At 64.3% G+C, this 22538-nt stretch carries 20 protein-coding genes; 18 read left to right on the top strand and 2 right to left on the bottom strand.

Annotation, left to right across the window (positions count from 1 at the left end):
* Positions 1 to 45 precede the first annotated feature (45 nt).
* The 9 genes from pdhA to VGN93_RS01445 all read left to right on the top strand — a co-directional run bounded on the left by pdhA (position 46) and on the right by VGN93_RS01445 (position 9050).
* The gene (gene pdhA / locus VGN93_RS01485; protein WP_327506049.1) at positions 46 to 1092 is read left to right on the top strand and encodes a pyruvate dehydrogenase (acetyl-transferring) E1 component subunit alpha; all 1047 of its coding nucleotides are present in this window, start codon (positions 46 to 48) and stop codon (positions 1090 to 1092) included.
* 19 nt (positions 1093 to 1111) lie between these two features.
* The gene (locus VGN93_RS01480; protein WP_327506048.1) at positions 1112 to 2533 is read left to right on the top strand and encodes a pyruvate dehydrogenase complex E1 component subunit beta; all 1422 of its coding nucleotides are present in this window, start codon (positions 1112 to 1114) and stop codon (positions 2531 to 2533) included.
* Positions 2534 to 2548: 15 nt separating this feature from the next.
* Positions 2549 to 3883: a pyruvate dehydrogenase complex dihydrolipoamide acetyltransferase gene (locus VGN93_RS01475; protein WP_327506047.1), complete on the top strand. Its 1335-nt coding sequence runs from the start codon at positions 2549 to 2551 to the stop codon at positions 3881 to 3883.
* Positions 3884 to 3899: 16 nt separating this feature from the next.
* Positions 3900 to 4541, top strand: a complete 642-nt coding sequence (locus VGN93_RS01470; protein WP_327506046.1) for an SGNH/GDSL hydrolase family protein — start codon at positions 3900 to 3902, stop codon at positions 4539 to 4541.
* A 58-nt stretch (positions 4542 to 4599) separates the two neighbouring features.
* On the top strand, positions 4600 to 6045 hold the full coding sequence (gene lpdA, locus VGN93_RS01465) for a dihydrolipoyl dehydrogenase (RefSeq protein WP_327506045.1): 1446 nt from the start codon (positions 4600 to 4602) through the stop codon (positions 6043 to 6045).
* Positions 6046 to 6135: 90 nt separating this feature from the next.
* Positions 6136 to 7113, top strand: a complete 978-nt coding sequence (gene lipA / locus VGN93_RS01460; protein ID WP_327506044.1) for a lipoyl synthase — start codon at positions 6136 to 6138, stop codon at positions 7111 to 7113.
* 73 nt (positions 7114 to 7186) lie between these two features.
* Positions 7187 to 7747: an AAA family ATPase gene (locus VGN93_RS01455; protein WP_327506043.1), complete on the top strand. Its 561-nt coding sequence runs from the start codon at positions 7187 to 7189 to the stop codon at positions 7745 to 7747.
* A gap of 9 nt (positions 7748 to 7756) precedes the next feature.
* A complete protein-coding gene (locus tag VGN93_RS01450) occupies positions 7757 to 8209 on the top strand; it encodes a type II toxin-antitoxin system RatA family toxin (protein WP_319323675.1) in 453 nt (150 codons plus the stop codon).
* Positions 8210 to 8240: 31 nt separating this feature from the next.
* Complete coding sequence (locus tag VGN93_RS01445) at positions 8241 to 9050, top strand: hypothetical protein (RefSeq protein ID WP_327506042.1); 810 nt, start codon at positions 8241 to 8243, stop codon at positions 9048 to 9050.
* Here the strand turns inward: VGN93_RS01445 and VGN93_RS01440 are convergent.
* Entirely contained in the window at positions 9047 to 9541 is a 495-nt protein-coding gene (locus VGN93_RS01440; protein ID WP_414713979.1) for a CinA family protein, read from the bottom strand. The two genes, VGN93_RS01445 and VGN93_RS01440, sit on opposite strands and share 4 nt — an antisense overlap.
* 2 nt (positions 9542 to 9543) lie before the next feature.
* Entirely contained in the window at positions 9544 to 10755 is a 1212-nt protein-coding gene (locus VGN93_RS01435; protein WP_327506040.1) for a bifunctional 2-C-methyl-D-erythritol 4-phosphate cytidylyltransferase/2-C-methyl-D-erythritol 2,4-cyclodiphosphate synthase, read from the bottom strand.
* A 146-nt stretch (positions 10756 to 10901) separates the two neighbouring features.
* Here VGN93_RS01435 and dusB point away from each other — a divergent pair, with 146 nt between their 5' ends.
* The 9 genes from dusB (at position 10902) to hflX (ending at position 22371) form a co-directional block, all read left to right on the top strand.
* Positions 10902 to 11927 (top strand): tRNA dihydrouridine synthase DusB, encoded by a 1026-nt coding sequence (gene dusB, locus VGN93_RS01430; protein ID WP_327506039.1) that lies wholly within the window; start codon positions 10902 to 10904, stop codon positions 11925 to 11927.
* Positions 11924 to 13069 carry a nitrogen regulation protein NR(II) gene (locus VGN93_RS01425; protein ID WP_327506038.1) on the top strand — a complete coding sequence of 382 codons (1146 nt, stop codon included), beginning with the start codon at positions 11924 to 11926 and terminating at the stop codon, positions 13067 to 13069. The genes dusB and VGN93_RS01425 overlap by 4 nt, the downstream gene beginning before the upstream one ends.
* Positions 13069 to 14523 carry a nitrogen regulation protein NR(I) gene (ntrC, locus tag VGN93_RS01420; RefSeq protein WP_319323681.1) on the top strand — a complete coding sequence of 485 codons (1455 nt, stop codon included), beginning with the start codon at positions 13069 to 13071 and terminating at the stop codon, positions 14521 to 14523. Before VGN93_RS01425 ends, ntrC begins: the two co-directional genes overlap by 1 nt.
* 207 nt (positions 14524 to 14730) lie before the next feature.
* Positions 14731 to 17001: a PAS domain-containing sensor histidine kinase gene (locus VGN93_RS01415; protein WP_319323745.1), complete on the top strand. Its 2271-nt coding sequence runs from the start codon at positions 14731 to 14733 to the stop codon at positions 16999 to 17001.
* Entirely contained in the window at positions 16991 to 18355 is a 1365-nt protein-coding gene (locus tag VGN93_RS01410) for a sigma-54 dependent transcriptional regulator (protein WP_319323682.1), read from the top strand. Before VGN93_RS01415 ends, VGN93_RS01410 begins: the two co-directional genes overlap by 11 nt.
* A gap of 27 nt (positions 18356 to 18382) precedes the next feature.
* Positions 18383 to 19759: a Trk system potassium transporter TrkA gene (gene trkA / locus VGN93_RS01405; RefSeq protein ID WP_327506037.1), complete on the top strand. Its 1377-nt coding sequence runs from the start codon at positions 18383 to 18385 to the stop codon at positions 19757 to 19759.
* An 8-nt stretch (positions 19760 to 19767) separates the two neighbouring features.
* A complete protein-coding gene (locus VGN93_RS01400; protein WP_327506036.1) occupies positions 19768 to 20631 on the top strand; it encodes a D-amino-acid transaminase in 864 nt (287 codons plus the stop codon).
* Between the two features lie 97 nt (positions 20632 to 20728).
* A complete protein-coding gene (gene hfq / locus VGN93_RS01395; RefSeq protein ID WP_023514954.1) occupies positions 20729 to 20971 on the top strand; it encodes an RNA chaperone Hfq in 243 nt (80 codons plus the stop codon).
* Between the two features lie 77 nt (positions 20972 to 21048).
* Positions 21049 to 22371, top strand: a complete 1323-nt coding sequence (gene hflX / locus VGN93_RS01390; protein ID WP_327506035.1) for a GTPase HflX — start codon at positions 21049 to 21051, stop codon at positions 22369 to 22371.
* The last annotated feature ends 167 nt before the right edge of the window (positions 22372 to 22538 follow it).

The raw sequence follows: 22538 nt of genomic DNA, 5'->3' as shown, positions 1-22538 counted from the left end.
TCTCCCCTATGGTTTCCGTCAAGAGGCAAACATAGGGAGGAACGCATGGCTCCGCGTAAAACCGCGTCCACGTCCAGCCGCAAGACGGCGGCTAAGCCTGTCAAAAAAGACTTCACCGGCGGCACCATCGGCGAATTCTCCAAGGAAGACGACCTCAAGGCCTATCGCGAGATGCTGCTGATCCGGCGTTTCGAGGAAAAGGCCGGCCAGCTTTACGGCATGGGCTTCATCGGCGGCTTCTGTCACCTTTATATCGGCCAGGAAGCGGTCGTCGTCGGCATGCAGCTGGCGCTGAAGGAGGGTGACCAGGTCATCACCGGTTATCGTGACCACGGCCACATGCTCGCCTGCGGCATGAGCCCGCGCGGCGTGATGGCGGAACTGACCGGACGGCGCGGCGGCCTTTCCAAGGGCAAGGGCGGCTCCATGCACATGTTCTCCAAGGAGAAGAATTTTTACGGCGGCCACGGCATCGTCGGCGGGCAGGTCTCGCTCGGCACGGGGCTGGCCTTCGCCAACCGTTACCGCGGCAACGACAATGTCTCGCTCGCCTATTTCGGCGACGGCGCTGCCAACCAGGGCCAGGTCTACGAGAGCTTCAACATGGCGGCTCTGTGGAAACTGCCGGTCGTCTATGTGATCGAGAACAACCGCTACGCCATGGGCACGTCCGTTTCGCGCGCCTCCGCCCAGACCGATTTCTCGCATCGCGGTGCGTCCTTCAACATCCCCGGTTTCCAGGTGGATGGCATGGATGTTCGTGCGGTGAAGGCTGCCGGCGACGAAGCCGTCGAACATTGCCGCGCCGGCAAGGGTCCGGTCATCCTCGAGATGCAGACCTATCGCTATCGCGGCCACTCGATGTCCGACCCGGCGAAGTACCGCTCGAAGGACGAAGTGCAGAAGATGCGCTCCGAGCACGACCCGATCGAGCAGGTGCGCGCCCGTCTTCTGGAAAACAAGTGGGCAAGCGAGGACGATCTCAAGAAGATCGACAAGGACGTCCGTGACATCGTCGCCGACAGCGCCGATTTTGCGCAGGCCGATCCGGAGCCGGATGCATCCGAGCTCTACACCGACATCCTGCTGTAAATCCGGGGAGGGACGAAAAATGCCAATCGAGATTCTCATGCCCGCCCTGTCTCCGACCATGGAGGAGGGCACGCTCTCCAAATGGATCAAGAACGAGGGTGACACCGTCAAGTCCGGCGACGTGATCGCCGAAATCGAAACCGACAAGGCGACGATGGAAGTCGAAGCCGTCGATGAAGGCGTGATCGGCAAGATTCTGATCGCCGCCGGCACCGAGGGCGTCAAGGTCAACACGGCGATCGCCGTGCTGCTGCAGGACGGCGAAAGCGCCGATGCCGTATCGCAGCCGAAGGCATCGGCACCGAAGGCCGACGCCGATACGCCGGCCGCCGCCGCAGAAGACGCAGGCGGCAAGGCCCGCCCGTCATCCGAGGAGCCGGCTTCGGTCGCGTCCGACAAGGTTCCGGCCCAGCCGAAGGGCGAAGTCGCCGCCGATCCGGATATCCCGGCTGGCACCGAAATGGTGATGACGACGGTGCGCGAAGCGCTGCGTGACGCCATGGCGGAAGAAATGCGCCGCGACCAGGACGTCTTCGTCATGGGCGAGGAAGTTGCCGAATACCAGGGCGCCTACAAGATCACGCAGGGTCTTCTCCAGGAGTTCGGCGACCGTCGCGTCATCGATACGCCGATCACCGAACACGGCTTTGCTGGCGTAGGCGTCGGCGCGGCGATGACGGGCCTGAAGCCGATCGTCGAGTTCATGACCTTCAACTTCGCCATGCAGGCGATCGACCAGATCATCAACTCCGCCGCCAAGACGCTCTATATGTCGGGCGGCCAGATGGGCGCGCCGATCGTCTTCCGCGGCCCGAACGGCGCGGCAGCGCGCGTCGCGGCCCAGCACTCGCAGTGCTATGCCGCCTGGTACAGCCATATTCCGGGCCTCAAGGTTGTCATGCCCTACACGGCTGCCGATGCGAAGGGCCTCCTGAAGGCCGCCATCCGCGACCCGAACCCGGTCATCTTCCTCGAAAACGAAATCCTCTACGGCCAGCAGTTCGAAGTGCCGAAGATGGACGATTTCGTGCTGCCGATCGGCAAGGCGCGCATCCACAAGAAGGGCAGCGACGTCACCGTCGTCTCCTTCGGCATCGGCATGACCTATGCGCTGAAGGCGATTGCGGAACTGGAAAAGGACGGTATCGACGTCGAACTGATCGACCTTCGCACCATCCGTCCGATGGACCTGCCGACCGTCATCGAATCGGTCAAGAAGACCGGCCGTCTGGTGGTCGTCGAGGAAGGCTATCCGCAGTCCTCCGTCGGCACCGAGATCGCGACCCGCGTCATGCAGCAGGCCTTCGACTATCTCGATGCGCCGATCCTGACGATCGCCGGCAAGGACGTTCCGATGCCCTATGCCGCAAACCTCGAAAAGCTGGCGCTGCCGAATGTCGGCGAAGTCGTCCAGGCGGTCAAAACCGTCTGCTACAAATAAGGGGAGGGCGCATCCATGCCGATCAACATTACGATGCCGGCGCTTTCGCCCACCATGGAAGAGGGCAACCTCGCCAAGTGGCTCGTCAAGGAAGGCGACACCGTGAAATCCGGTGACGTCATCGCCGAGATCGAGACCGACAAGGCGACGATGGAAGTCGAAGCCGTCGACGAAGGTGTTGTCGCCAAGCTCGTCGTGCCGGCCGGTACGGAAGGCGTAAAGGTCAACACTCTCATCGCCATCCTCGCCGCCGACGGCGAAGATGTGTCGGCAGCGGCTGCCGGCGGTGGTTCGGCAAAGGCCGAGGCGCCGAAGGCGGAAGCCAGGGCCGAAGCGCCGAAGGAAGCGGAAAAGCCTGCTGCTGCGGCAGCGCCGGCTGCCGCTGCTTCAGCGCCTGCCAAGGACGGCAACGGCCTGTTCTCCTCGCCGCTCGCCCGCCGCATCGCCAAGGATGCCGGCATCGACATCAAGGCGATCACCGGTTCCGGCCCGCATGGCCGCGTGGTGAAGAGCGACGTGGAAAAGGCGGTCGCCTCCGGCGGTGCAAAGCCTGCCGCTGCCGCAGCCCCGGCTGCTGCCGCCTCGGCTGCACCCGCAGCACCCCCCAAGGGCATGTCGGAAGAGGCCGTGCTCAAGCTGTTCGAGCAGGGTTCCTACGAGCTCGTGCCGCATGACGGCATGCGCAAGACGATTGCCAAGCGTTTGCAGGAATCCAAGCAGACGATCCCGCACTTCTACGTGTCGGTCGACGTGGAGCTCGATGCGCTGCTGGCGCTGCGGGCGCAGATCAACGATTCTGCACCGCGCAAGGACGACAGGCCGGCCTACAAGCTCTCGGTCAACGACATGGTCATCAAGGCCATGGCCCTTGCGCTGCGCGACGTGCCGGATGCCAACGTCTCCTGGACCGACACCAACATGGTCAAGCACAAGCATGCCGATGTCGGCGTTGCCGTGTCGATCCCGGGCGGCCTGATCACGCCGATCATCCGCAAGGCCGAGCTGAAAAGCCTGTCGGCCATCTCCAACGAGATGAAGGACCTCGGCAAGCGGGCGAAGGAACGCAAGCTGAAGCCCGAGGAATACCAGGGCGGCACGACCGCGGTCTCCAACATGGGCATGATGGGCGTCTCGAACTTCGCCGCTGTCGTCAACCCGCCGCATGCGACGATCCTCGCGGTCGGCGCCGGCACGGAGCGGGTCGTGGTCAAGAAGGGCCAGATGGTCATCGTCAACGCGATGACGGTAACGCTCTCCACCGACCATCGCTGCGTCGACGGCGCGCTCGGTGCCGAACTGCTCGGCGCCTTCAAGCGCTACATCGAAAGCCCGATGGGGATGCTCGTCTGACAAGCGGAGTGCGGCCATGAAGACGGTTCTCTGCTACGGCGATAGCCTGACCTGGGGTTATAACGCGGAAGCGCTCGACCGGCATTCCTTCGAGGATCGCTGGCCGAGCGTGCTTGCCAAGGCGCTGGGGCCGGAGGTCACCGTCATTGCCGAGGGCCTGAATGGCCGCACCACCGCCTATGACGATCACCTGGCGGATTGCGACCGCAACGGCGCGCGCATCCTGCCGACGATCCTGCACAGCCACGACCCGATCGACCTCGTGATCATCCTGCTCGGCGCCAATGACATGAAGCCCACGATCTGCGGCACGGCATTCGGCGCGGTGCAGGGCATGGAGCGGCTGGTGGAACTGGTGCGCCACCATGCCTGGTCGTTCGGCGGCGAGGCCGGGCCGGAGATCCTGCTCGTGTCGCCGCCGCCGATCTGCGAGACGGCGAACACCGCTTTTGCGGCGATGTTTGCCGGTGGCGTCGAGCAATCGGCGATGCTGGCGACCCTTTATGCGGACCTTGCGGACGAGAGCGGCTGCGGCTTCTTCGATGCGGGTTCGGTGGCGCAGACGACGCCACTCGACGGCGTGCATCTCGATGCGGAAAACACGCGGGCGATCGGCCGCGGGCTGGAGCCCGTCGTGCGCATGATGCTCGGATTGTGAACGAAGAGAACATAGACGCGGTGTTTGTGCCCGCGCGAGAAACAAGGCAGGAAACGACATGGCTCAGACTTACGACGTCATCGTTATCGGTTCGGGTCCGGGCGGCTATATCGCCGCGATCCGCGCCGCCCAGTTGGGCCTGAAGACGGCCATCGTCGAGCGCGAACACCTCGCCGGCATCTGCTCCAACTGGGGCTGCATCCCGACCAAGGCGCTGCTGCGCTCCGCCGAAATCTTCCATTACGCCCAGCATCCGGGCGACTACGGCATCAAGATCGAAGGCGCGGTGACGCCGGACCTGAAGGCGATCGTCGCCCGCTCGCGCGGCATCGCGCAGCGCATGAACGGCGGCGTCGGCTTCCTGATGAAGAAGAACAAGGTCGATATCATCTGGGGCGAGGCCAAGATCACCAAGCCGGGCGAGATCGTCGTGTCCAAGACGACCAAGGCGATCCAGCAGCCGCAGGCGCCGCTGCCGAAGAATGTGCTGCCGGAAGGCACTTATACCGCCAAGCATATCGTCATCGCGACCGGTGCCCGCCCGCGCGCGCTGCCGGGCATCGAGCCGGATGGCAAGCTGATCTGGACCTATTTCGAAGCGATGAAGCCGGAAGAGATGCCGAAGTCGCTGCTCGTCATGGGCTCGGGCGCCATCGGCATCGAGTTCGCCTCGTTCTACCGCACGCTCGGCGTCGATGTGACGGTGGTCGAGGTGATGAAGACGGTAATGCCGGTCGAGGACGTCGAAATCTCGGCGCTCGCCAAGAAGCAGTTCGAAAAGCAGGGCATGAAGATCCATCTGGAGGCGAAGGTCACCAAGGTGGAGAAGGGTGCCAATTTGGTGACCGCGCATGTCGAGATGAAGGACGGCAAGGTCGAGAAGATCACCGCCGATCGGATGATTTCGGCTGTCGGCGTCCAGGCCAACGTGGAAAATATCGGCCTCGAAGCCATCGGCGTGAAGACCGACCGCGGCTTCATCGCCATCGACGGCTACGGCAAGACCAACGTGCCGGGCATCTACGCGATCGGCGACGTCGCCGGCCCGCCGATGCTCGCCCACAAGGCCGAGCACGAGGCGGTCATCTGCATCGAGAAGATCGCGGGCCTGCCGAACGTCCACCCCATGGACAAGTCGAAGATCCCGGGCTGCACCTATTGCCACCCGCAGGTCGCCTCCGTCGGCCTCACCGAAGCCAAGGCGAAAGAACAGGGCCGCGACATCCGCGTCGGCCGCTTCCCCTTCGTCGCCAACGGCAAGGCGATTGCGCTTGGCGAAGACCAGGGGCTCGTGAAGACGATCTTCGATAAGAAGACCGGCGAACTGCTCGGCGCGCACCTCGTCGGCGCGGAAGTCACCGAACTCATCCAGGGTTTCGTCATCGCCATGAACCTCGAGACGACCGAGGAAGAGCTGATGCACACGATCTTCCCGCATCCGACGATTTCCGAAACGCTGAAGGAAAGCGTGCTGGATGCCTATGGGCGTGCGCTGAACGCTTGAACGTGCTAAAGCCCGCCTCCACATGAGGCGGGCTCACTCTTTCAGGGTCCGCAGGGCAGGCGCTTGAGCCCGCCAGGAAGTGGAAACGATATGGTCACCATTCTCGACCGCACCAATCCTTCGCCCGATGGCAAGCGGGTGCGCCACCCGGAAAAGGCCAACCGGCCGGACACCGAGGTGCTGCGCAAGCCGGAATGGATCCGCGTGCGCGCACCGGTTTCCAAGGGCTACCAGGAAACGCGCGATCTCGTGCGCGCCCACAAGCTGGTGACGGTCTGCGAGGAGGCGGGCTGCCCGAACATCGGCGAGTGCTGGGACAAGAAGCACGCTACCTTCATGATCATGGGCGAGATCTGTACCCGCGCCTGCGCCTTCTGCAACGTGGCGACAGGCAAGCCGAACGCCCTCGACATGGCGGAGCCGGAAAACGTTGCCAAGGCCGTCAAGCAGATGGGACTTTCGCACGTCGTCATCACCTCGGTGGACCGTGACGATCTCGCCGACGGCGGCGCCGAGCATTTCGAAAAGGTGATCCGGGCGATCCGCGCGGCCTCGCCGCTGACGACGATCGAAATCCTGACGCCCGACTTCCTGAAGAAGCCTGGTGCACTGGAGCGCGTCGTCGCCGCCAAGCCGGACGTCTTCAACCACAATATGGAAACCGTGCCGGGCAACTACCTGACGGTTCGTCCGGGTGCGCGTTACTTCCACTCCGTCCGCCTGTTGCAGCGCGTGAAGGAACTGGACCCGACCATGTTCACCAAGTCGGGCATCATGGTGGGCCTTGGCGAAGAGCGCAACGAAGTGCTCCAGCTGATGGACGACCTGCGCACCGCCGACGTCGATTTCCTCACCATCGGCCAATACCTCCAGCCGACCCGCAAGCACCACGCGGTCATGAGCTTCGTGACGCCGGATGAGTTCAAGTCCTATGAGACCGTCGCCTACAGCAAGGGCTTCCTGATGGTCTCGTCGAGCCCGCTGACGCGCTCCTCGCACCATGCCGGCGACGATTTCGCGCGGCTTCGCGCCGCCCGCGAGCGCAAAGTTCTGGCCGCTGCGGAATAGACTTTTCCGTCATCCTCCTTTAAGCCCCGCCGTCCTGCCCGACGGCGGGGTTTTTCGTTTCAGGAGGCGGGATATGGCGATCACGATCGATGCGGCGGCCAAGCGACTGAAGACGGCCGGGCGCGTGCTTGTCATCGGCTGTTCGGGCAGTGGCAAGAGCACGCTGGCGCGCCAGCTCGCCGACAGGCTCGGCCTCACCTATGTCTCCATGGATCGCGAGATCTTCTGGCTGCCCGGCTGGCAGCAGCGGCCGCGTGCAGAGGCGCTGGTTCGCCTGCAAGCCTTCGTCGCGCAGGAGCGCTGGATCATGGACGGCACCAGCCCCGGAACGTTGCCGCTGCGCCTGCCGCGGGCCGATCTGGTTCTCTGGCTGCGCCCGCCGCGCTGGATGACGGTCTATGGAGTGATCTCACGCTGGCTGCGCTATCGCGGGCGCACGCGGCCGGAAATGGCGGAAAACTGCCCGGAGCGTATCAATCGCGAATTCCTGACCTATGTCTGGAATTTCGAGAAGACGGAGAGCCCGGAGATCGAGCAGAACCTTGCGGCCTATGGCCGCGACGTACCGGTTTGCGTGTTGAAATCGCGGGGCGAAAACGACCGCCTACTTGCAAGACTAGCCGAGGTTCATTAGCTCTCGGCCATGCCCCAGTTCGAAACCCGCCGCCCGGTTCCCCATACGCCCGAGCAGATGTATGCCCTCGTCGCCGATGTCGAGCGCTACCCGGAATTCCTGCCGCTCTGCGAGGGGCTCGCCGTGCGCTCGCGCAAGGAGCGCGACGGCAAGGAGCTGCTCGTCGCCGACATGACCGTCGGCTACAAGGCGATCCGCGAGACCTTTACCACGCAGGTGCTGCTCAACCGGGCGGAGCTTGCGATCGACGTTAAATATATTGACGGGCCGTTCCGCTATCTCGACAACCGCTGGCGCTTCGAGCCGCTGCCGGAGGGCGGCTGCAACGTGCATTTCTTCATCGATTACGAGTTCAAGAGCCGCATTCTGGGCGCCCTGATGGGATCGATGTTCGACCGCGCCTTCCGCATGTTCACGGATGCTTTCGAAAAGCGCGCGGCGGCGATCTATCCGGCCGCCTGAATTTTTTCGTCCGCTCGCCCGTTACCGGGGCATGATCACCCGGTTTGCGCCCTTCGCCCTGATCGCCTTCATCTGCACGCCTGCGACCGCGCAGGAGGCGCCGGGAGACTACATCCTGCTTCTCGACGAACAGAACCGGCCGCTCGCCGGAACTTATCGTATCGGGCCGGATGTGAAGATGACGATCCAAGGCAGAGACGGCGGCTTGCCACGAAATCCCGTTTATCTGGATCGCGCCTTCTTCCCCATACGCGAAGCGGAGATGCTGGCCTTCTACAACGCGCGTCACGCCTATTCCTCCGATCCGGCGGCGATCGACGTCGGCGGCGAGATGCGCATTGTGGACACGGAGACGATGCAGCCTCCGCTCTTCAAGGACGAGAAACCGGAGCGCGAGAAGGCGCTGAAGGTGAAGGTTTCGGCGCGTCTGGCCTTCGAGGTGAGCGGCTACAAGCTCGTCGGCAAGGCCTATACCGTCGAGGGGGCCGAACTTGGCGACGAGGACCGGCGTCTCGGCGACTTTTTCCATGTCGAGACGTTCGATATCGTGCTGTCCGCACCGGCGGCCCGCAAGATCGCTGCGCTTGAGACCGGCAAGGCATTGAGTTCCAGCGATTTCGAGGCGCTCTTCGTGGAGCGGACAAGCCCCATTCCGGATTTCACGAAATGTGTGAGCGAAAAGCGCAAGACGCCTGATTACAAGGCGCTCGCCCAAAAGCAGAGGGCGAGCGTCGATGCTTTCCTCGCGAAGAATTTTCCAGCCGGCCAGGCTTTCTGGGGAGATACCGCACTCTACGAGGCGAATTTCGCCATGAGTATCTACGCGCTCTGCCCCAATTAATCCTTGCCGATTTCGACCAGCATTTCCAGCGCCGTGCGCACGGTCGCGAGGCGTACCGCGCTGCGGCCGATGTCGCCGTAGCGCATTTCCCGGTGCAGTGTTTCCTGGCCGGTGCGGGCTGCGGCGAGATGGACCAGGCCGACCGGCTTGTCATCCGAGCCGCCGCCGGGGCCGGCAATGCCGGTGACGGCGACGGAGATATTGGCGCCGGAGTTGCCGATTGCGCCCTGGGCCATTTCGAGGACCGTGGGGCGGGAGACGGCACCGTGCGCCTTCAGCGTTGCATTGGCGACGCCGATCATCTCCCGCTTGGCTTCGTTGGAATAGGTGACGAAGCCGCGGTCGAAGATGATGGACGAGCCGGCAATTTCGGTGATGGCGGCGGCGATGAGGCCTGCCGTGCAGGATTCGGCGGTGGCGAGCAGGAGCTTGCGCTCGGTGAAATCGGCGACGATGCGCCGGGCGGATTCTTCGATATCGGCGGGCCAGATGCTCATAGGTCGGTTCCCCTGTAGACGACGGTCGCAGTCGCGATCGCCGCAATGCCCTCGCGGCGGCCGACGAAGCCGATCTTCTCGTTGGTGGTTGCCTTCACCGAGCAGCGATCGAGTGAAATGCCGAGCATGTCGGAAAGGTTTTTGCGCATCGCCTCGCGGTGCGGGCCGACTTTCGGCGCCTCGGCGATCAGCGAGACGTCGGCATTCATGATCGTGCCGCCGTTCTTGCGCACGATGGCGGCGGCGTGCTCCAGGAAGATGCGCGAGGCCGCACCCTTCCATTGCATGTCGGTGGGCGGAAAATGATCGCCGATATCGCCGGCGCCGCAGGTGGCGAGCAGGGCGTCCGTCAGGGCATGCAGCGCGACGTCCGCATCGGAATGGCCGGAGAGTTTCTGGTCGTGCGGGATGAGGATGCCGCAGAGCGTCACCCCGTCGCCGGGCACGAGTTGGTGCACGTCGTAGCCGTTGCCGGTGCGGACATCCGGCAGGCTTTGGAAAAGGCGCTGGTCGGCCATGGTGATATCCTCTCGCAAGGTGAGCTTGACGTTACCGGCACTGCCTTCGATGAGATGCACGCCCAGCCCGGCCCATTCGGCAATCGATGCGTCGTCGGTGAAATCGCTGCAGCCGGAGGCGGCTGCCCGGCGGTGCGCTTCGAGAATCGCCGCGAAATCGAAGGATTGCGGGGTCTGCGCGGCAAAAAGGCCGGAGCGGGAAACGGTCTCCATAACATTGCCGCTGGCATCCGCCCGCTTCAACGTGTCGGCGACGGCGACGGCGGGCAGCACGGCGCGCGCACCGTCGTGGAAGGCGGCAAGCGTGCGCTCCAGGATGGCGGGCTCGACGAAGGGGCGCACCGCATCCTGGATGAGGACGTGGCCGATATCGCTGTCGGCGAGCGCTTCCAGGCCGGCGAGCACGGATTGCTGGCGCGTCTCGCCGCCGTGCACGACCGTCAGGCGATCGCCGGCGGGGAGCGACGCCGCACGCGCCGCCTCGAAAATGGCTTCGTCATCGGCATGTATCACGACCACGATATGTCGGGCCGGCTGCCAATTGACAAAGAGATCGAGCGTATGGGAGATGACCGGCCTTCCGCCGATGCGGCGGTATTGCTTCGGGCCCTCGGCGTGGCTGCCTGCCCGTTCGCCGCGCCCGGCGGCAACGATCACCACACCGCAGGATAGCGTCTTTTCCGCCAGCATTTCGGTCCTATATCTTCCATTTCAAAGCGTTTTGGGTGGTTTAGCCGGAAGGAAGGCGCAGTTCCAGCGCCTGCGTGGAAAATTGCGGTCCGATGTGATTGCGGCTTGGCAAGAACGGCAACAATGGCTAAAAATAGTGCAAAGAGATGACCTGCTTGAAAGATGAGCATTTGACGACCCCCACGTTGGCAGCGCCACTAGAGATCGACGGCCGGACCCTCCGCAACCGGGTCGTGCTGGCGCCGATGTCCGGCGTCACGGACCTGCCGTTCCGCGATCTCGCCTGGCGTTTTGGCGCGGGGCTGGTGGTGACGGAGATGGTGGCGAGCCGGGAACTGGCGCTGAATGCGCGCGAAAGCTGGTCGCGCATCCGCAATTGCGGCATCCGGCCGCATATGGTGCAGCTCGCCGGCCGCGAGGCGCACTGGATGGCGGAAGCCGCGAAAATCGCCGAAGGCGAGGGCGCCGATATCATCGACATCAATATGGGCTGCCCTGCCAAGAAGGTGATCGGCGGCTATTCCGGCTCTGCGCTGATGCGCGATCCCGACCATGCGCTCGGCCTGATCGAGGCGACGGTCAATGCGGTGAAGGTGCCGGTGACGGTGAAGATGCGGCTTGGCTGGGATCACGATTCGCTCAACGCGCCGCACATCGCCCAGCGCGCCGAGGCAGCGGGTGCCGCAATGATCACCGTGCATGGGCGCACGCGCATGCAGTTTTACGAAGGCCGGGCCGATTGGGACGCCATCCGCGCGGTGCGGGACGTGCTGACCATTCCCCTCGTCGCCAATGGCGATGTCGATACGCCGGAGGATGCGCTGGATATCCTGCGCCGCTCGGGCGCGGACGCGGTGATGGTCGGCCGCTCGGCGCAGGGTCGGCCGTGGCATCCGGCGGTGCTTGCCGGTGCATGCGCGCATCCGTCGAGCGAAGAGATCGCGGCGGTCGCGGTGGAGCACTATCGCATGATCCTCGACTTCTACGGCGCCGAAGCCGGGCTGCGCCATGCGCGAAAACATGTCGGCTGGTATCTGGAGCGTTTTGCACCGGGCCTGCCGGGCGCGGCAAAGGCGGAGATCATGACGGCGCGCGACAGCGGCTTCGTCGCCGATCGGTTGTCCGCGGCGTTGCTCAGCGATGGAGCCGCGAGGCTCGAGGAGGCCGCATGACGGGAAAGACCGGAGAGCCGCATGCGGCAGCGCCCGAGTTGGCGCTCGCCGTGCTCAACGCCATCCAGAACCCGGTGATCCTCGTCGATGCGATCGGCCTGATCGCGTTTGCCAATTGGGAGGCCGAATCGTTTTTCGGCGCGAGCGCCACCCATCTTGCCCGCCACAACGTCTCCACCGTCATTCCCTTCGGCAGCCCGCTGCTGACGCTGATCGACCAGGTGCGCGAGCGCAAGGCGCCGGTCAGCGAATACCGCGTCGACCTGAGCTCGCCGCGGCTGGGTGCGGAAAAACTGGTCGATATCTATGTGGCGCCAGTGACGACCGAGCCGGGTTCGGTGGTGGTCGTCATCCAGGAACGCTCCATGGCGGACAAGATCGACCGGCAGTTGACCCATCGGGGTGCGGCGCGCTCGGTGACGGGGCTCGCCTCCATGCTGGCGCACGAGATCAAGAACCCGCTGTCCGGTATCCGCGGTGCGGCGCAGCTTCTGGAAACGTCCGTCATCGACGAGGACAGGGCGCTGACGCGGCTGATCTGCGAGGAGACCGACCGCATCGTCTCGCTGGTCGATCGCATGGAGGTGTTTTCCGACGAGCGACCGGTCGATCGCGTGCCGCTCAACATCCATGCCGTGCTCGACCATGTGAAGGTCGTCGCCAAGGCAGGGTTTGCGCGCAATATCAAGATCACCGAGCTCTACGACCCGTCGCTGCCGCCGGTCTTCGCCAACCGCGACCAGCTCGTGCAGGTCTTCCTGAACCTCATCAAGAACGCCTCGGAAGCCATCGGCGACCGGCCGGAGGGCGAAATCCAGCTCACCACCGCCTATCGCCCGGGCATCCGGCTTTCGGTCGCCGGCACGCGGGAGAAGATTTCTCTGCCGCTGGAATTCTGCGTGCACGACAACGGGCCGGGCGTGCCGTCGGACCTGCTGCCGCATCTCTTCGATCCTTTCATCACGACCAAGACCAACGGCTCCGGCCTCGGCCTTGCGCTGGTTGCGAAAATCATCGGCGGCCATGGCGGCATCGTCGAATGCGACAGCCAGGGCAGCCGCACCACCTTCCGCGTGCTGATGCCGGCGTCGCGCGGCATCAGCGAAGACGACGACTTTCCCAAGACCAAAGGACATATCTGATGACAGGCGCCACAGTCCTCGTTGCCGATGACGATGCCGCGATCCGCACGGTTCTCAATCAGGCACTGAGCCGCGCCGGATACGACGTGCGCATCACCTCCAACGCAGCGACGCTCTGGCGCTGGATCGCCGCCGGCGAGGGCGACATCGTCGTCACCGACGTCGTGATGCCGGACGAAAACGCCTTCGACCTGCTGCCGCGCATCAAGAAGGCAAGGCCGGACCTGCCGGTGCTGGTGATGAGTGCGCAGAACACCTTCATGACGGCGATCAAGGCCTCGGAGAAGGGCGCCTACGACTACCTTCCCAAACCCTTCGACCTTACCGAGCTGATCGCGATCATCGGCCGGGCGCTGTCCGAGCCGAAGCGCAAGCCCGCCCGTCTGGACGACGACACGCAGGACGGCATGCCGCTCGTCGGCCGCTCGGCCGCCATGCAGGAAATCTATCGCGTGCTCGCCCGCCTGATGCAGACGGACCTGACGCTGATGATCACCGGCGAATCGGGCACCGGCAAGGAGCTCGTCGCCCGCGCGCTGCACGACTACGGCAAGCGCCGCAACGGCCCCTTCGTCGCGATCAACATGGCGGCGATCCCGCGCGACCTCATCGAATCGGAACTGTTCGGCCACGAGAAGGGCGCCTTTACCGGCGCGCAGACGCGCTCGACCGGCCGCTTCGAGCAGGCCGAGGGCGGCACGCTGTTTCTCGACGAGATCGGCGACATGCCGATGGATGCGCAGACCCGGCTTTTGCGCGTGCTCCAGCAGGGCGAATACACCACCGTCGGCGGCCGCACGCCGATCCGCACCGACGTGCGCATCGTGGCTGCGACCAACAAGGACCTGAAACAGTCGATCAACCAGGGGCTTTTCCGCGAGGATCTTTATTACCGCCTGAACGTCGTGCCGCTGCGCCTGCCGCCGCTGCGCGACCGGGCGGAGGACATTCCCGATCTCGTGCGCCATTTCGTGCAGCAGGCGGAGAAGGAAGGGCTCGACGCCAAGCGCTTCGACCAGGAAGCGCTGGAACTGATGAAGGCGCATCCCTGGCCCGGCAACGTGCGCGAGCTGGAAAACGTCGTGCGCCGGCTGACCGCGCTCTACCCGCAGGACGTCATCTCCCGCGAGATCATCGAGACGGAGCTGCGCGCCGATATTCCCGACAGCCCGATCGAAAAGGCCGTGGTGCGCGGCGGCTCGCTGTCCATCTCGCAGGCGGTCGAAGAAAACATGCGGCAGTATTTTTCGAGTTTCGGCGATGGGCTGCCGCCGGCCGGGCTTTACGACCGCGTGCTGGCGGAGGTGGAATATCCGCTGATTCTCGCAGCGCTCACCGCCACGCGCGGCAACCAGATCAAGGCCGCCGACCTGCTTGGCCTCAACCGCAACACGCTGCGCAAGAAAATTCGCGAACTGGGTGTATCCGTGTACAGAAGTTCGCGCTCTGCTTGACTTAACGGCAGCGGGCGTTGCATTTTGGCCACAATCTGTTGCTTGAGGGTAACAGAGGGGTTTGCGATCGAATAGGTTCGCGTGCCTGATCGTCCTGGATTCGGGTGCAACGGCGGCCGGACCTTCGCGCGGTCGGCGCTACTCCGCAAAACATGAGACATACGCCGGTGCCTTTCCAGGGCGCACGGTGGGGAAGCGATGCGGCAGATGACGGACGGCGTGAGCCTGCTTTCGAGCGGAAATGAGAAGGGAACGGGCGCCGACCGGCGCGCCTCCTTCGCCTTGCCCGGCCTGGTGCTTGCGGGCGGGGCGCTGGTTGCCGCGACGATCTCGCTGTTCATCCTGCTCGGGCTGACGCCGATCAAGCCGGAAGCCAATGTCGTCATCGCCTCGGCGGCGATCAACGCGGTCTTCATCGTCGGCCTGATGTTCCTGATCGGCCGCGAGATCCTGCGGCTGCTGCGTGCCCGCAGCCGCGGCCGTGCCGCCGCGCGGCTGCATGTGCGCATCGTCGCACTCTTCTCCATCGTCGCGATCACGCCTGCGGTGCTCGTGGCGATCTTCGCCTCCATCACGCTCGATGTCGGCCTCGACCGCTGGTTCTCCATCCGCACCCAGTCGATCGTCAGCTCCTCGCTCAACGTGGCGCAGGCCTATGTGCTGGAAAATGCGAGCTATCTTCAGGGCCAGACGGCCTCGATGGCGAACGACCTCGACCGCAACCGCCAGCTCTACAGCCTCGACCGCACCGGCTTCATCGAGCTGATGACGCGCCAGGCGAGGGGACGCGGCATGCTCGGCGCCTTCCTGCTGCGCGCCGACGGCTCGACCCTTGTCCAGGCCAATATCCAGATCGAAAATCCGTTGCCGGCAGTGCCCGAGGATGCGCTGAAAGCGTCCGCCGCCGGCCAGCCGACGCTGATCCCGCCGGGGGCCACCAACCTCGTCGGCGCCATCATCAAGCTCGACAATATTCCCGACGCCTTCCTCTACACGATCCGCACCGTCGATCCGGAAGTCATGCGCTCCATGCGGCTGATGGAGGAAAACACGGCGGAATACCGAGTGCTGGAGGCCGGCCGCACGACCCTGCAGATCGCCTTCGGCGTGCTCTATCTCGGTTTCGCGCTGATCGTGCTTCTGGCCGCCATCTGGACGGCGATCGCGGTGGCCGATCGGATCGTGCGGCCGATCCGCCAGCTGATCGGTGCCGCGGACAGCGTGGCGTCCGGCAATCTCGACGTCAGCGTGCCGGTGCGCACGGCGGACGGCGACGTCGGTAACCTGTCGCGCACCTTCAACAAGATGATCGCGGAAATCCGCGCCCAGCAGGACCAGATTCTCGATGCCAAGGACGAGGTCGATCACCGCCGCCGCTTCATCGAGGCGGTGCTGTCCGGCGTCACGGCGGCCGTGATCGGCGTCGAGGACGACGGGCGCATGACGATCGCCAATCTTTCGGCGGAAATCCTGCTGGGGCGCAATGCCAACGACCTGATCGGACAGCCGCTGACCGAAGTCGCGCCCGAGATCGCAGCGGTTCTCAACGAGGGCTCGACCCGCCACCGCAACAATTACCGCAAGCAGATCAACGTCATGCATGGCGGCAAGGAGCGCACGCTCAACGTGCAGGTGACGCGCGAGGAGGCGAAGGATGCGCAGGAATCCTACGTCGTCACCATCGACGACATCACCGATCTCGTCATCGCGCAGCGCTCGACCGCCTGGGCGGACGTGGCGCGCCGCATCGCGCACGAGATCAAGAACCCGCTGACGCCCATCCAGCTTTCCGCCGAGCGCATCCGCCGGCGTTATGGCAAGCAGATCGACCAGGAGGACCGCGCGGTCTTCGACCAGTGTACGGATACGATCGTGCGCCAGGTCGAGGATATCGGCCGCATGGTCGACGAGTTTTCGGCTTTCGCGCGCATGCCGAAGCCCACCAAGGAACGCTCGGACCTGCGCAACATCCTGAAGGACGCGGTTTTCCTGCGCGAGATGGGCAACAACCACGTCGTCTTCCGCAAGGATCTCGGCGAGGTGCCGCTCGAGGGCCTGTTCGACGCGCGCATGCTCGGCCAGGCCTTCGGCAATCTCATCAAGAACGCCGTGGAGGCGATCGAGGCGCTGCCGCCCGACGCGACGCGCGACGAGCGCAAGGTCCTCGTGCGGGCGACGCCCGACGACGCGGGACGGCGGTTCGTCGTTGATGTGATTGACAACGGCAAGGGTTTGCCGATGGAGAACCGGCACCGGATTCTCGAACCCTATATGACGATGCGCGACAAGGGCACGGGGCTCGGCCTCGCCATCGTGAAGAAGATCATCGAAGACCATGGCGGGCAGCTGGAACTGCATGATGCCCCTGCGGATTTCGACAACGGCCATGGGGCGATGATCCGCGTGATCCTGCCCTACGAGGAAACGGCGGCCGTCGATGCGGACAATAAGAGCAAGGAAGTGAGCCATGGCGTCTGATATTCTTGTGGTGGACGACGAAGAGGACATTCGCGAGATCGTCTCCGGCATTCTGTCCGACGAGGGCCACGAGACGCGCACGGCCTTTGACAGCGACAGCGCGCTCGCCGCCATCAGCGACCGCGTGCCGCGCCTCGTCTTCCTCGACATCTGGATGCAGGGCAGCAAGCTCGACGGGCTGGCGCTGCTCGACGAGATCAAGAGCCGCCATCCGGACCTGCCGGTGGTGATGATCTCCGGCCACGGCAATATCGAAACGGCCGTTTCGGCGATCCGCCGCGGCGCCTACGATTTCATCGAGAAGCCGTTCAAGGCCGACCGGCTGATTCTCATCGCCGAGCGGGCGCTGGAGAATTCGAAACTGCGTCGCGAGGTGACGGAGCTGAAAAAACGCTCCGGCGACCCGGGCGAGCTGATCGGCACCTCCGTCGCCGTCTCGCAGCTGCGCCAGACGATCGACAAGGTCTCGCCGACCAACAGCCGCATCATGATCCTCGGCCCCTCCGGTTCCGGCAAGGAACTGGTGGCACGCATGATCCATCGCAAGTCGAGCCGGGCGGCCGGTCCGTTCGTGGTGCTCAATGCGGCGGCGATCACGCCGGAGCGCATGGAGGTCGCACTGTTCGGCACCGAAGGCACCCCCGGCCAGACGCGCAAGACGGGCGCGCTGGAAGAGGCGCATGGCGGCATGCTCTATCTCGACGAGATCGGCGAAATGCCGCGCGAGACGCAGAACAAGATCCTGCGCGTGCTCGTCGACCAGCAGTTCGAGCGTGTCGGCGGCTCCAAGCGGGTGAAGGTGGACGTGCGCATCCTCTCGTCCACCGCCTACAATCTCGAAAGCCTGATCGCCGAGGGTGGTTTTCGCGAGGACCTCTATCATCGCCTCGCCGTCGTGCCGGTGCGCGTTCCGCCGCTTGCCGAGCGGCGCGAGGACATTCCCTTCCTCGTCGACATGTTCATGCGCCAGATCAGCGAACAGGCCGGCATCCGTGCGCGAAAAATCGGCGACGATGCGCTGGCCGTGCTCCAGGCGCACGACTGGCCGGGCAACATCCGCCAGCTGCGCAACAATATCGAGCGGCTGATGATTCTCGCCCGCAGCGACGGCCCCGATACGGCGATCACCGCCGACATGCTGCCGACGGAAGTGGGCGACATGCTGCCGAAGATTTCGACGCAGGGCGACCAGCACATCATGACGCTGCCGCTGCGCGAGGCGCGCGAAATGTTCGAACGCGATTATCTCATCGCCCAGATCAACCGCTTCGGCGGCAACATTTCCCGCACCGCCGAATTCGTCGGCATGGAACGCTCCGCGCTCCATCGCAAACTGAAATCGCTTGGCGTATAAGGCCCTCTGGGTTTTGAGGGATTCTTTATGAAGGTCATCATCTGCGGCGCCGGTCGCGTCGGCTACGGTATCGCAGAACGGCTCTCGGAAGAGGGCAACGACGTTTCTGTGATCGATACGCAGCCGTCGCTCATCACCGCCATAACCGAGACGCTCGATGTCAACGGCGTCGTCGGCCACGGGGCGCACCCGGAGGTGCTGGCGAAGGCCGGCGCCGACCAGGCCGACATGCTGATCGCTGTCACGCTGTTCGACGAGATCAACATGGTCGCCTGCCAGGTGGCCCATTCGCTGTTCAACGTGCCGACCAAGATCGCCCGCATCCGCTCGCAGAGCTATCTGGCGCCGGAATATTCCGACCTGTTTTCACGCGAGAACATGCCGATCGACGTCACCATCTCGCCGGAGGTGGAGGTCGGCAAGATGGTGCTGCGCCGCATCTCCTTCCCGGGCGCGACCGACGTCGTGCGCTTTGCCGACGACCGGATCGTCATGGTGGCGATCGAGTGCATGGAGGATTGCCCGGTCGTCGAGACGCCGCTGAAGCAGCTGAGCGAACTCTTTCCGGACCTGAACGCCACCGTCACCGGCATCTTTTCCAACGGAAAGCTCTTCGTGCCGAATTCCTCCGACCAGCTGCATTCCGGCGATCTCGCCTATGTGGTCTGCGACAAGGGCCATGTGCGGCGCACACTGGCGCTGTTCGGCCATGAGGAGCAGGAGGCGGCGCGCATCGTCATCGCCGGCGGCGGCAATATCGGCTATTTCGTCGCCAGGGCGATCGAGGATTATCAGCCGAAGACCCGGCTGAAGATCATCGAGAGCGACCGCGAGCGCGCCGTGGCGGTCGCCGACAAGCTGCGCAACACCGTCGTGCTGCACGGCTCGGCGCTCGACCAGAAGATGCTGCTCCAGGCCGATATCCAGGATGCCGACCTGATCGTGGCGCTCACCAACAACGACCAGATCAACATCCTGGGCAGCGTGATGGCCAAGCGCCTCGGCTGCAAGCAGAACCTCGTCCTGATCAACGACCCGAGCTACCAGGATTTTACCAAGACGCTCGGCATCGACGCGCATATCAATCCGCGCGCCGTGACGATCTCCGGCATCCTGCAACATGTGCGCAAGGGCCGTATCCGCTCCGTCTATGCGGTGCAGAAGGGGTCCGCCGAGGTGATCGAGGCGGAGGCGCTCGAAACCTCGCCGCTCGTCGGCAAGCCGCTGCGCGAGATCGAGCTGCCGCCGGGCATCCGCATCGGCGCGATATATCGCGACAAGACGGTGATCCGGCCGGACGGCAACACCAAGATCAAGGCGAAGGACCGCGTGGTGCTTTTTGCGGCCGCTGCGGCCGTGCGCCATGTCGAGCAGCTCTTCCGCGTCAGCATTCAGTATTTCTAGGATTTCCGATGCCGCGTATCGCCTATGTCAACGGCCGTTATGTCCGCCATGCCGATGCCGCGGTGCATATCGAGGACCGGGGTTTCGTCTTCGCGGACGCGGTCTACGAGGTCTGCCAGGTGCAGCAAGGGTTCATCATCGACCTGACGCGCCATCTCGACCGGCTCGACCGTTCGCTTTCCGAAATCCGCATCCGCCCGCCGATGCCGCGCGCAGCACTTTCGGGAATCATGCGGCAGGTGCTGCGCCGCAACCATGTCGTCAACGGCATGGTCTATCTCCAGGTGACGCGCGGCGTCGCCAGGCGCGACCACGTCTTTCCGTCGCCCGAGGTGCGGGCCTCGCTGGTCGTTACCGCCAAGAGCCTGAACCCGGCGGCGAACGCGGCAAAATATGCGACGGGAATCAAGGCGATCACCGTCGCGGACAATCGCTGGGGCCGGGTCGATATCAAGACCGTTGGCCTGCTGCCGAACGTGCTGGCGCGCCAGCGGGCGAAGGATTCAGGCGCGCAGGAAGCGATTTTTGTGGACGCCGAGGGCAATGTGACAGAGGGTGGCGCTACGAATCTCTGGATTGTCGACAAGGCCGGAAACCTCGTCACAAGGCCGGCCGATCACGGCATCCTCGGCGGTATCACCCGCATGACGCTGATGGATGTCGCGGAACGGCTTGGATTGCCGGTCACGGAGCGTCGATTCTCCGTCGCGGAGATGCTGGAGGCGCGGGAAATCTTCGTCACCGGCGCCACGACGATCTGCCTGCCGGTGGTTTCCGTCGACGGCGAGACGATCGCCAACGGCCATCCGGGCATGACGGCGCAGAAAATTCGCGAAGCCTTTTTCGCCGTTGCGGAGAAGACTGCGATTTGATACCAAAATCGACGGTTCGGCAGTTCTTGCCGGGCCCGGGGACAATTTATTTTACTCAACCGGTCTCGAGGGCCGGCAATCAGAAAGAAGCGGCGCGATGGCGGAACGTTCTCAGAACCTGCAGGATCTTTTTCTTAATACCGTTCGCAAGCAAAAGATTTCTCTCACGATCTTTCTCATCAACGGGGTCAAGCTGACCGGGGTTGTCACCTCCTTCGACAATTTCTGTGTGCTGCTCCGCCGCGACGGTCATTCGCAGCTCGTGTACAAGCACGCGATCTCCACCATCATGCCGGGACAGCCGTTGCAGATGTTCGAGACCGAGGAAAGCGGCTCCTGACAGGACGCACGAACATTAAAAAATCCGATACAGACAAGGAATCCATCGTTCCGGAAGCTGAAAAGCACCGGGACGATATGCGCGCTGTCGTGATCGCCCCCGTGTTGAAGGGCGCACGCGGCCAGTCCGACCAGGGCGCCATGGCGCGCTCCGAAGAGGCGCGACTGGAAGAGGCCGTCGGCCTTGCGCGCGCGATCGACCTCACCGTCACCCATTCGGCGCTCGTGCCCGTCAGCCAGCCGAAGCCCGGCACGCTGCTCGGCAGCGGCAAGATCGCGGAGATCAAGGCGGCGCTCGACGAAAACGATGCCGGCCTCGTCATCGTCGACCATCCGCTGACGCCGGTGCAGCAGCGCAATCTCGAGAAGGAATGGAACGCCAAGGTCATCGACCGCACGGGCCTGATCCTCGAAATCTTCGGCCGGCGCGCCTCCACCAAGGAAGGCACGCTGCAGGTCGAGCTCGCGCATCTCAACTACCAGAAGGGCCGGCTGGTGCGCAGCTGGACCCACCTTGAACGCCAGCGCGGTGGCGCCGGCTTCATGGGCGGTCCGGGTGAAACGCAGATCGAAGCCGACCGTCGGCTGCTCCAGGACAAGATCATCAAGCTGGAGCGCGAACTGGAGCAGGTGCGCCGCACCCGCCAGCTGCACCGCTCCAAGCGCAAGAAGGTGCCGCATCCGATCGTGGCGCTCGTCGGCTACACCAATGCCGGCAAGTCGACGCTGTTCAACCGCATCACCGGGGCAGGCGTGCTGGCCGAGGACATGCTCTTCGCCACGCTCGACCCGACGCTGCGCCGCATGAAGCTGCCGCAGGGCCGCACCGTCATCCTGTCGGACACCGTGGGCTTCATCTCCAACCTGCCGACCCATCTCGTCGCCGCCTTCCGCGCGACGCTGGAAGAGGTGCTGGAAGCCGATCTCATCCTGCATGTGCGCGACATGTCCGACCCGGACAACGGCGCCCAGTCCACGGACGTGCTGCGCATTCTCACCGATCTCGGCATCGACGAGAAGGACGGCGCGGAACGCATCCTCGAAGTCTGGAACAAGATCGACCGGCTGGAGCCGGAAGGCCGCGCCGCGCTCGTGCAGAAGGCGGAAACGCAGCCGACCGTCATCGCCGTGTCGGCGATTTCGGGCGAGGGCGTCGATACGCTGCTCGCCGAAATCAACCAGCGGCTTTCCGGCGTGCTCGTCGATCGCGATATCGTCGTGCCGGTGATGCAGCTACAGCTGCTGCCATGGATCTACGATCACTCGATCGTCGATCACCGCGAGGACATGGAAGACGGCAACGTGCGGCTGGAATTGCGGCTGACCGAAACAGAAGCCGCCGAACTCGACCGCCGCCTCGGCATCGGCCAGAAGACGTCACGCGAAGACTGGGAACGCTGAGGGGCAGCCCCTCATCCCGCTGCCGCGACCTTCTCCCCGCAAGCGGGGAGAAGGGGCAAGACGAAAAGCTTCCTTCCATCCAGGGCGGTCCCGTTTTGGGGAAACCGGTGCATCCGCCCCCTTCGCCCCGCTTGCGGGGAGAAGGTGCCGGCAGGCGGATGAGGGGT

It is taken from the genome of Shinella sp., assembly GCF_035998705.1.
Classification (GTDB): domain Bacteria; phylum Pseudomonadota; class Alphaproteobacteria; order Rhizobiales; family Rhizobiaceae; genus Shinella.
The sequence above is the reverse complement of the archived record's forward strand: the minus strand, read 5'-3'. Positions and strand labels throughout refer to the sequence as shown.

Excerpts from the sequence above, each read along its gene's own strand:
- lipA (WP_327506044.1), top strand. The coding sequence starts at position 6,136 with ATGGTCACCATTCTCGACCGCACCAATCCTTCGCCCGATGGCAAGCGG.
- ntrC (WP_319323681.1), top strand. The coding sequence starts at position 13,069 with ATGACAGGCGCCACAGTCCTCGTTGCCGATGACGATGCCGCGATCCGC.
- hflX (WP_327506035.1), top strand. The coding sequence starts at position 21,049 with ATGCGCGCTGTCGTGATCGCCCCCGTGTTGAAGGGCGCACGCGGCCAG.
- VGN93_RS01450 (WP_319323675.1), top strand. The coding sequence starts at position 7,757 with ATGCCCCAGTTCGAAACCCGCCGCCCGGTTCCCCATACGCCCGAGCAG.
- trkA (WP_327506037.1), top strand. The coding sequence starts at position 18,383 with ATGAAGGTCATCATCTGCGGCGCCGGTCGCGTCGGCTACGGTATCGCA.
- VGN93_RS01410 (WP_319323682.1), top strand. The coding sequence starts at position 16,991 with ATGGCGTCTGATATTCTTGTGGTGGACGACGAAGAGGACATTCGCGAG.
- VGN93_RS01425 (WP_327506038.1), top strand. The coding sequence starts at position 11,924 with ATGACGGGAAAGACCGGAGAGCCGCATGCGGCAGCGCCCGAGTTGGCG.
- pdhA (WP_327506049.1), top strand. The coding sequence starts at position 46 with ATGGCTCCGCGTAAAACCGCGTCCACGTCCAGCCGCAAGACGGCGGCT.
- VGN93_RS01400 (WP_327506036.1), top strand. The coding sequence starts at position 19,768 with ATGCCGCGTATCGCCTATGTCAACGGCCGTTATGTCCGCCATGCCGAT.
- VGN93_RS01445 (WP_327506042.1), top strand. The coding sequence starts at position 8,241 with ATGATCACCCGGTTTGCGCCCTTCGCCCTGATCGCCTTCATCTGCACG.
- VGN93_RS01480 (WP_327506048.1), top strand. The coding sequence starts at position 1,112 with ATGCCAATCGAGATTCTCATGCCCGCCCTGTCTCCGACCATGGAGGAG.
- VGN93_RS01455 (WP_327506043.1), top strand. The coding sequence starts at position 7,187 with ATGGCGATCACGATCGATGCGGCGGCCAAGCGACTGAAGACGGCCGGG.
- lpdA (WP_327506045.1), top strand. The coding sequence starts at position 4,600 with ATGGCTCAGACTTACGACGTCATCGTTATCGGTTCGGGTCCGGGCGGC.
- VGN93_RS01435 (WP_327506040.1), bottom strand. The coding sequence starts at position 10,755 with ATGCTGGCGGAAAAGACGCTATCCTGCGGTGTGGTGATCGTTGCCGCC.
- VGN93_RS01470 (WP_327506046.1), top strand. The coding sequence starts at position 3,900 with ATGAAGACGGTTCTCTGCTACGGCGATAGCCTGACCTGGGGTTATAAC.
- dusB (WP_327506039.1), top strand. The coding sequence starts at position 10,902 with ATGACCTGCTTGAAAGATGAGCATTTGACGACCCCCACGTTGGCAGCG.
- VGN93_RS01475 (WP_327506047.1), top strand. The coding sequence starts at position 2,549 with ATGCCGATCAACATTACGATGCCGGCGCTTTCGCCCACCATGGAAGAG.
- hfq (WP_023514954.1), top strand. The coding sequence starts at position 20,729 with ATGGCGGAACGTTCTCAGAACCTGCAGGATCTTTTTCTTAATACCGTT.
- VGN93_RS01415 (WP_319323745.1), top strand. The coding sequence starts at position 14,731 with ATGACGGACGGCGTGAGCCTGCTTTCGAGCGGAAATGAGAAGGGAACG.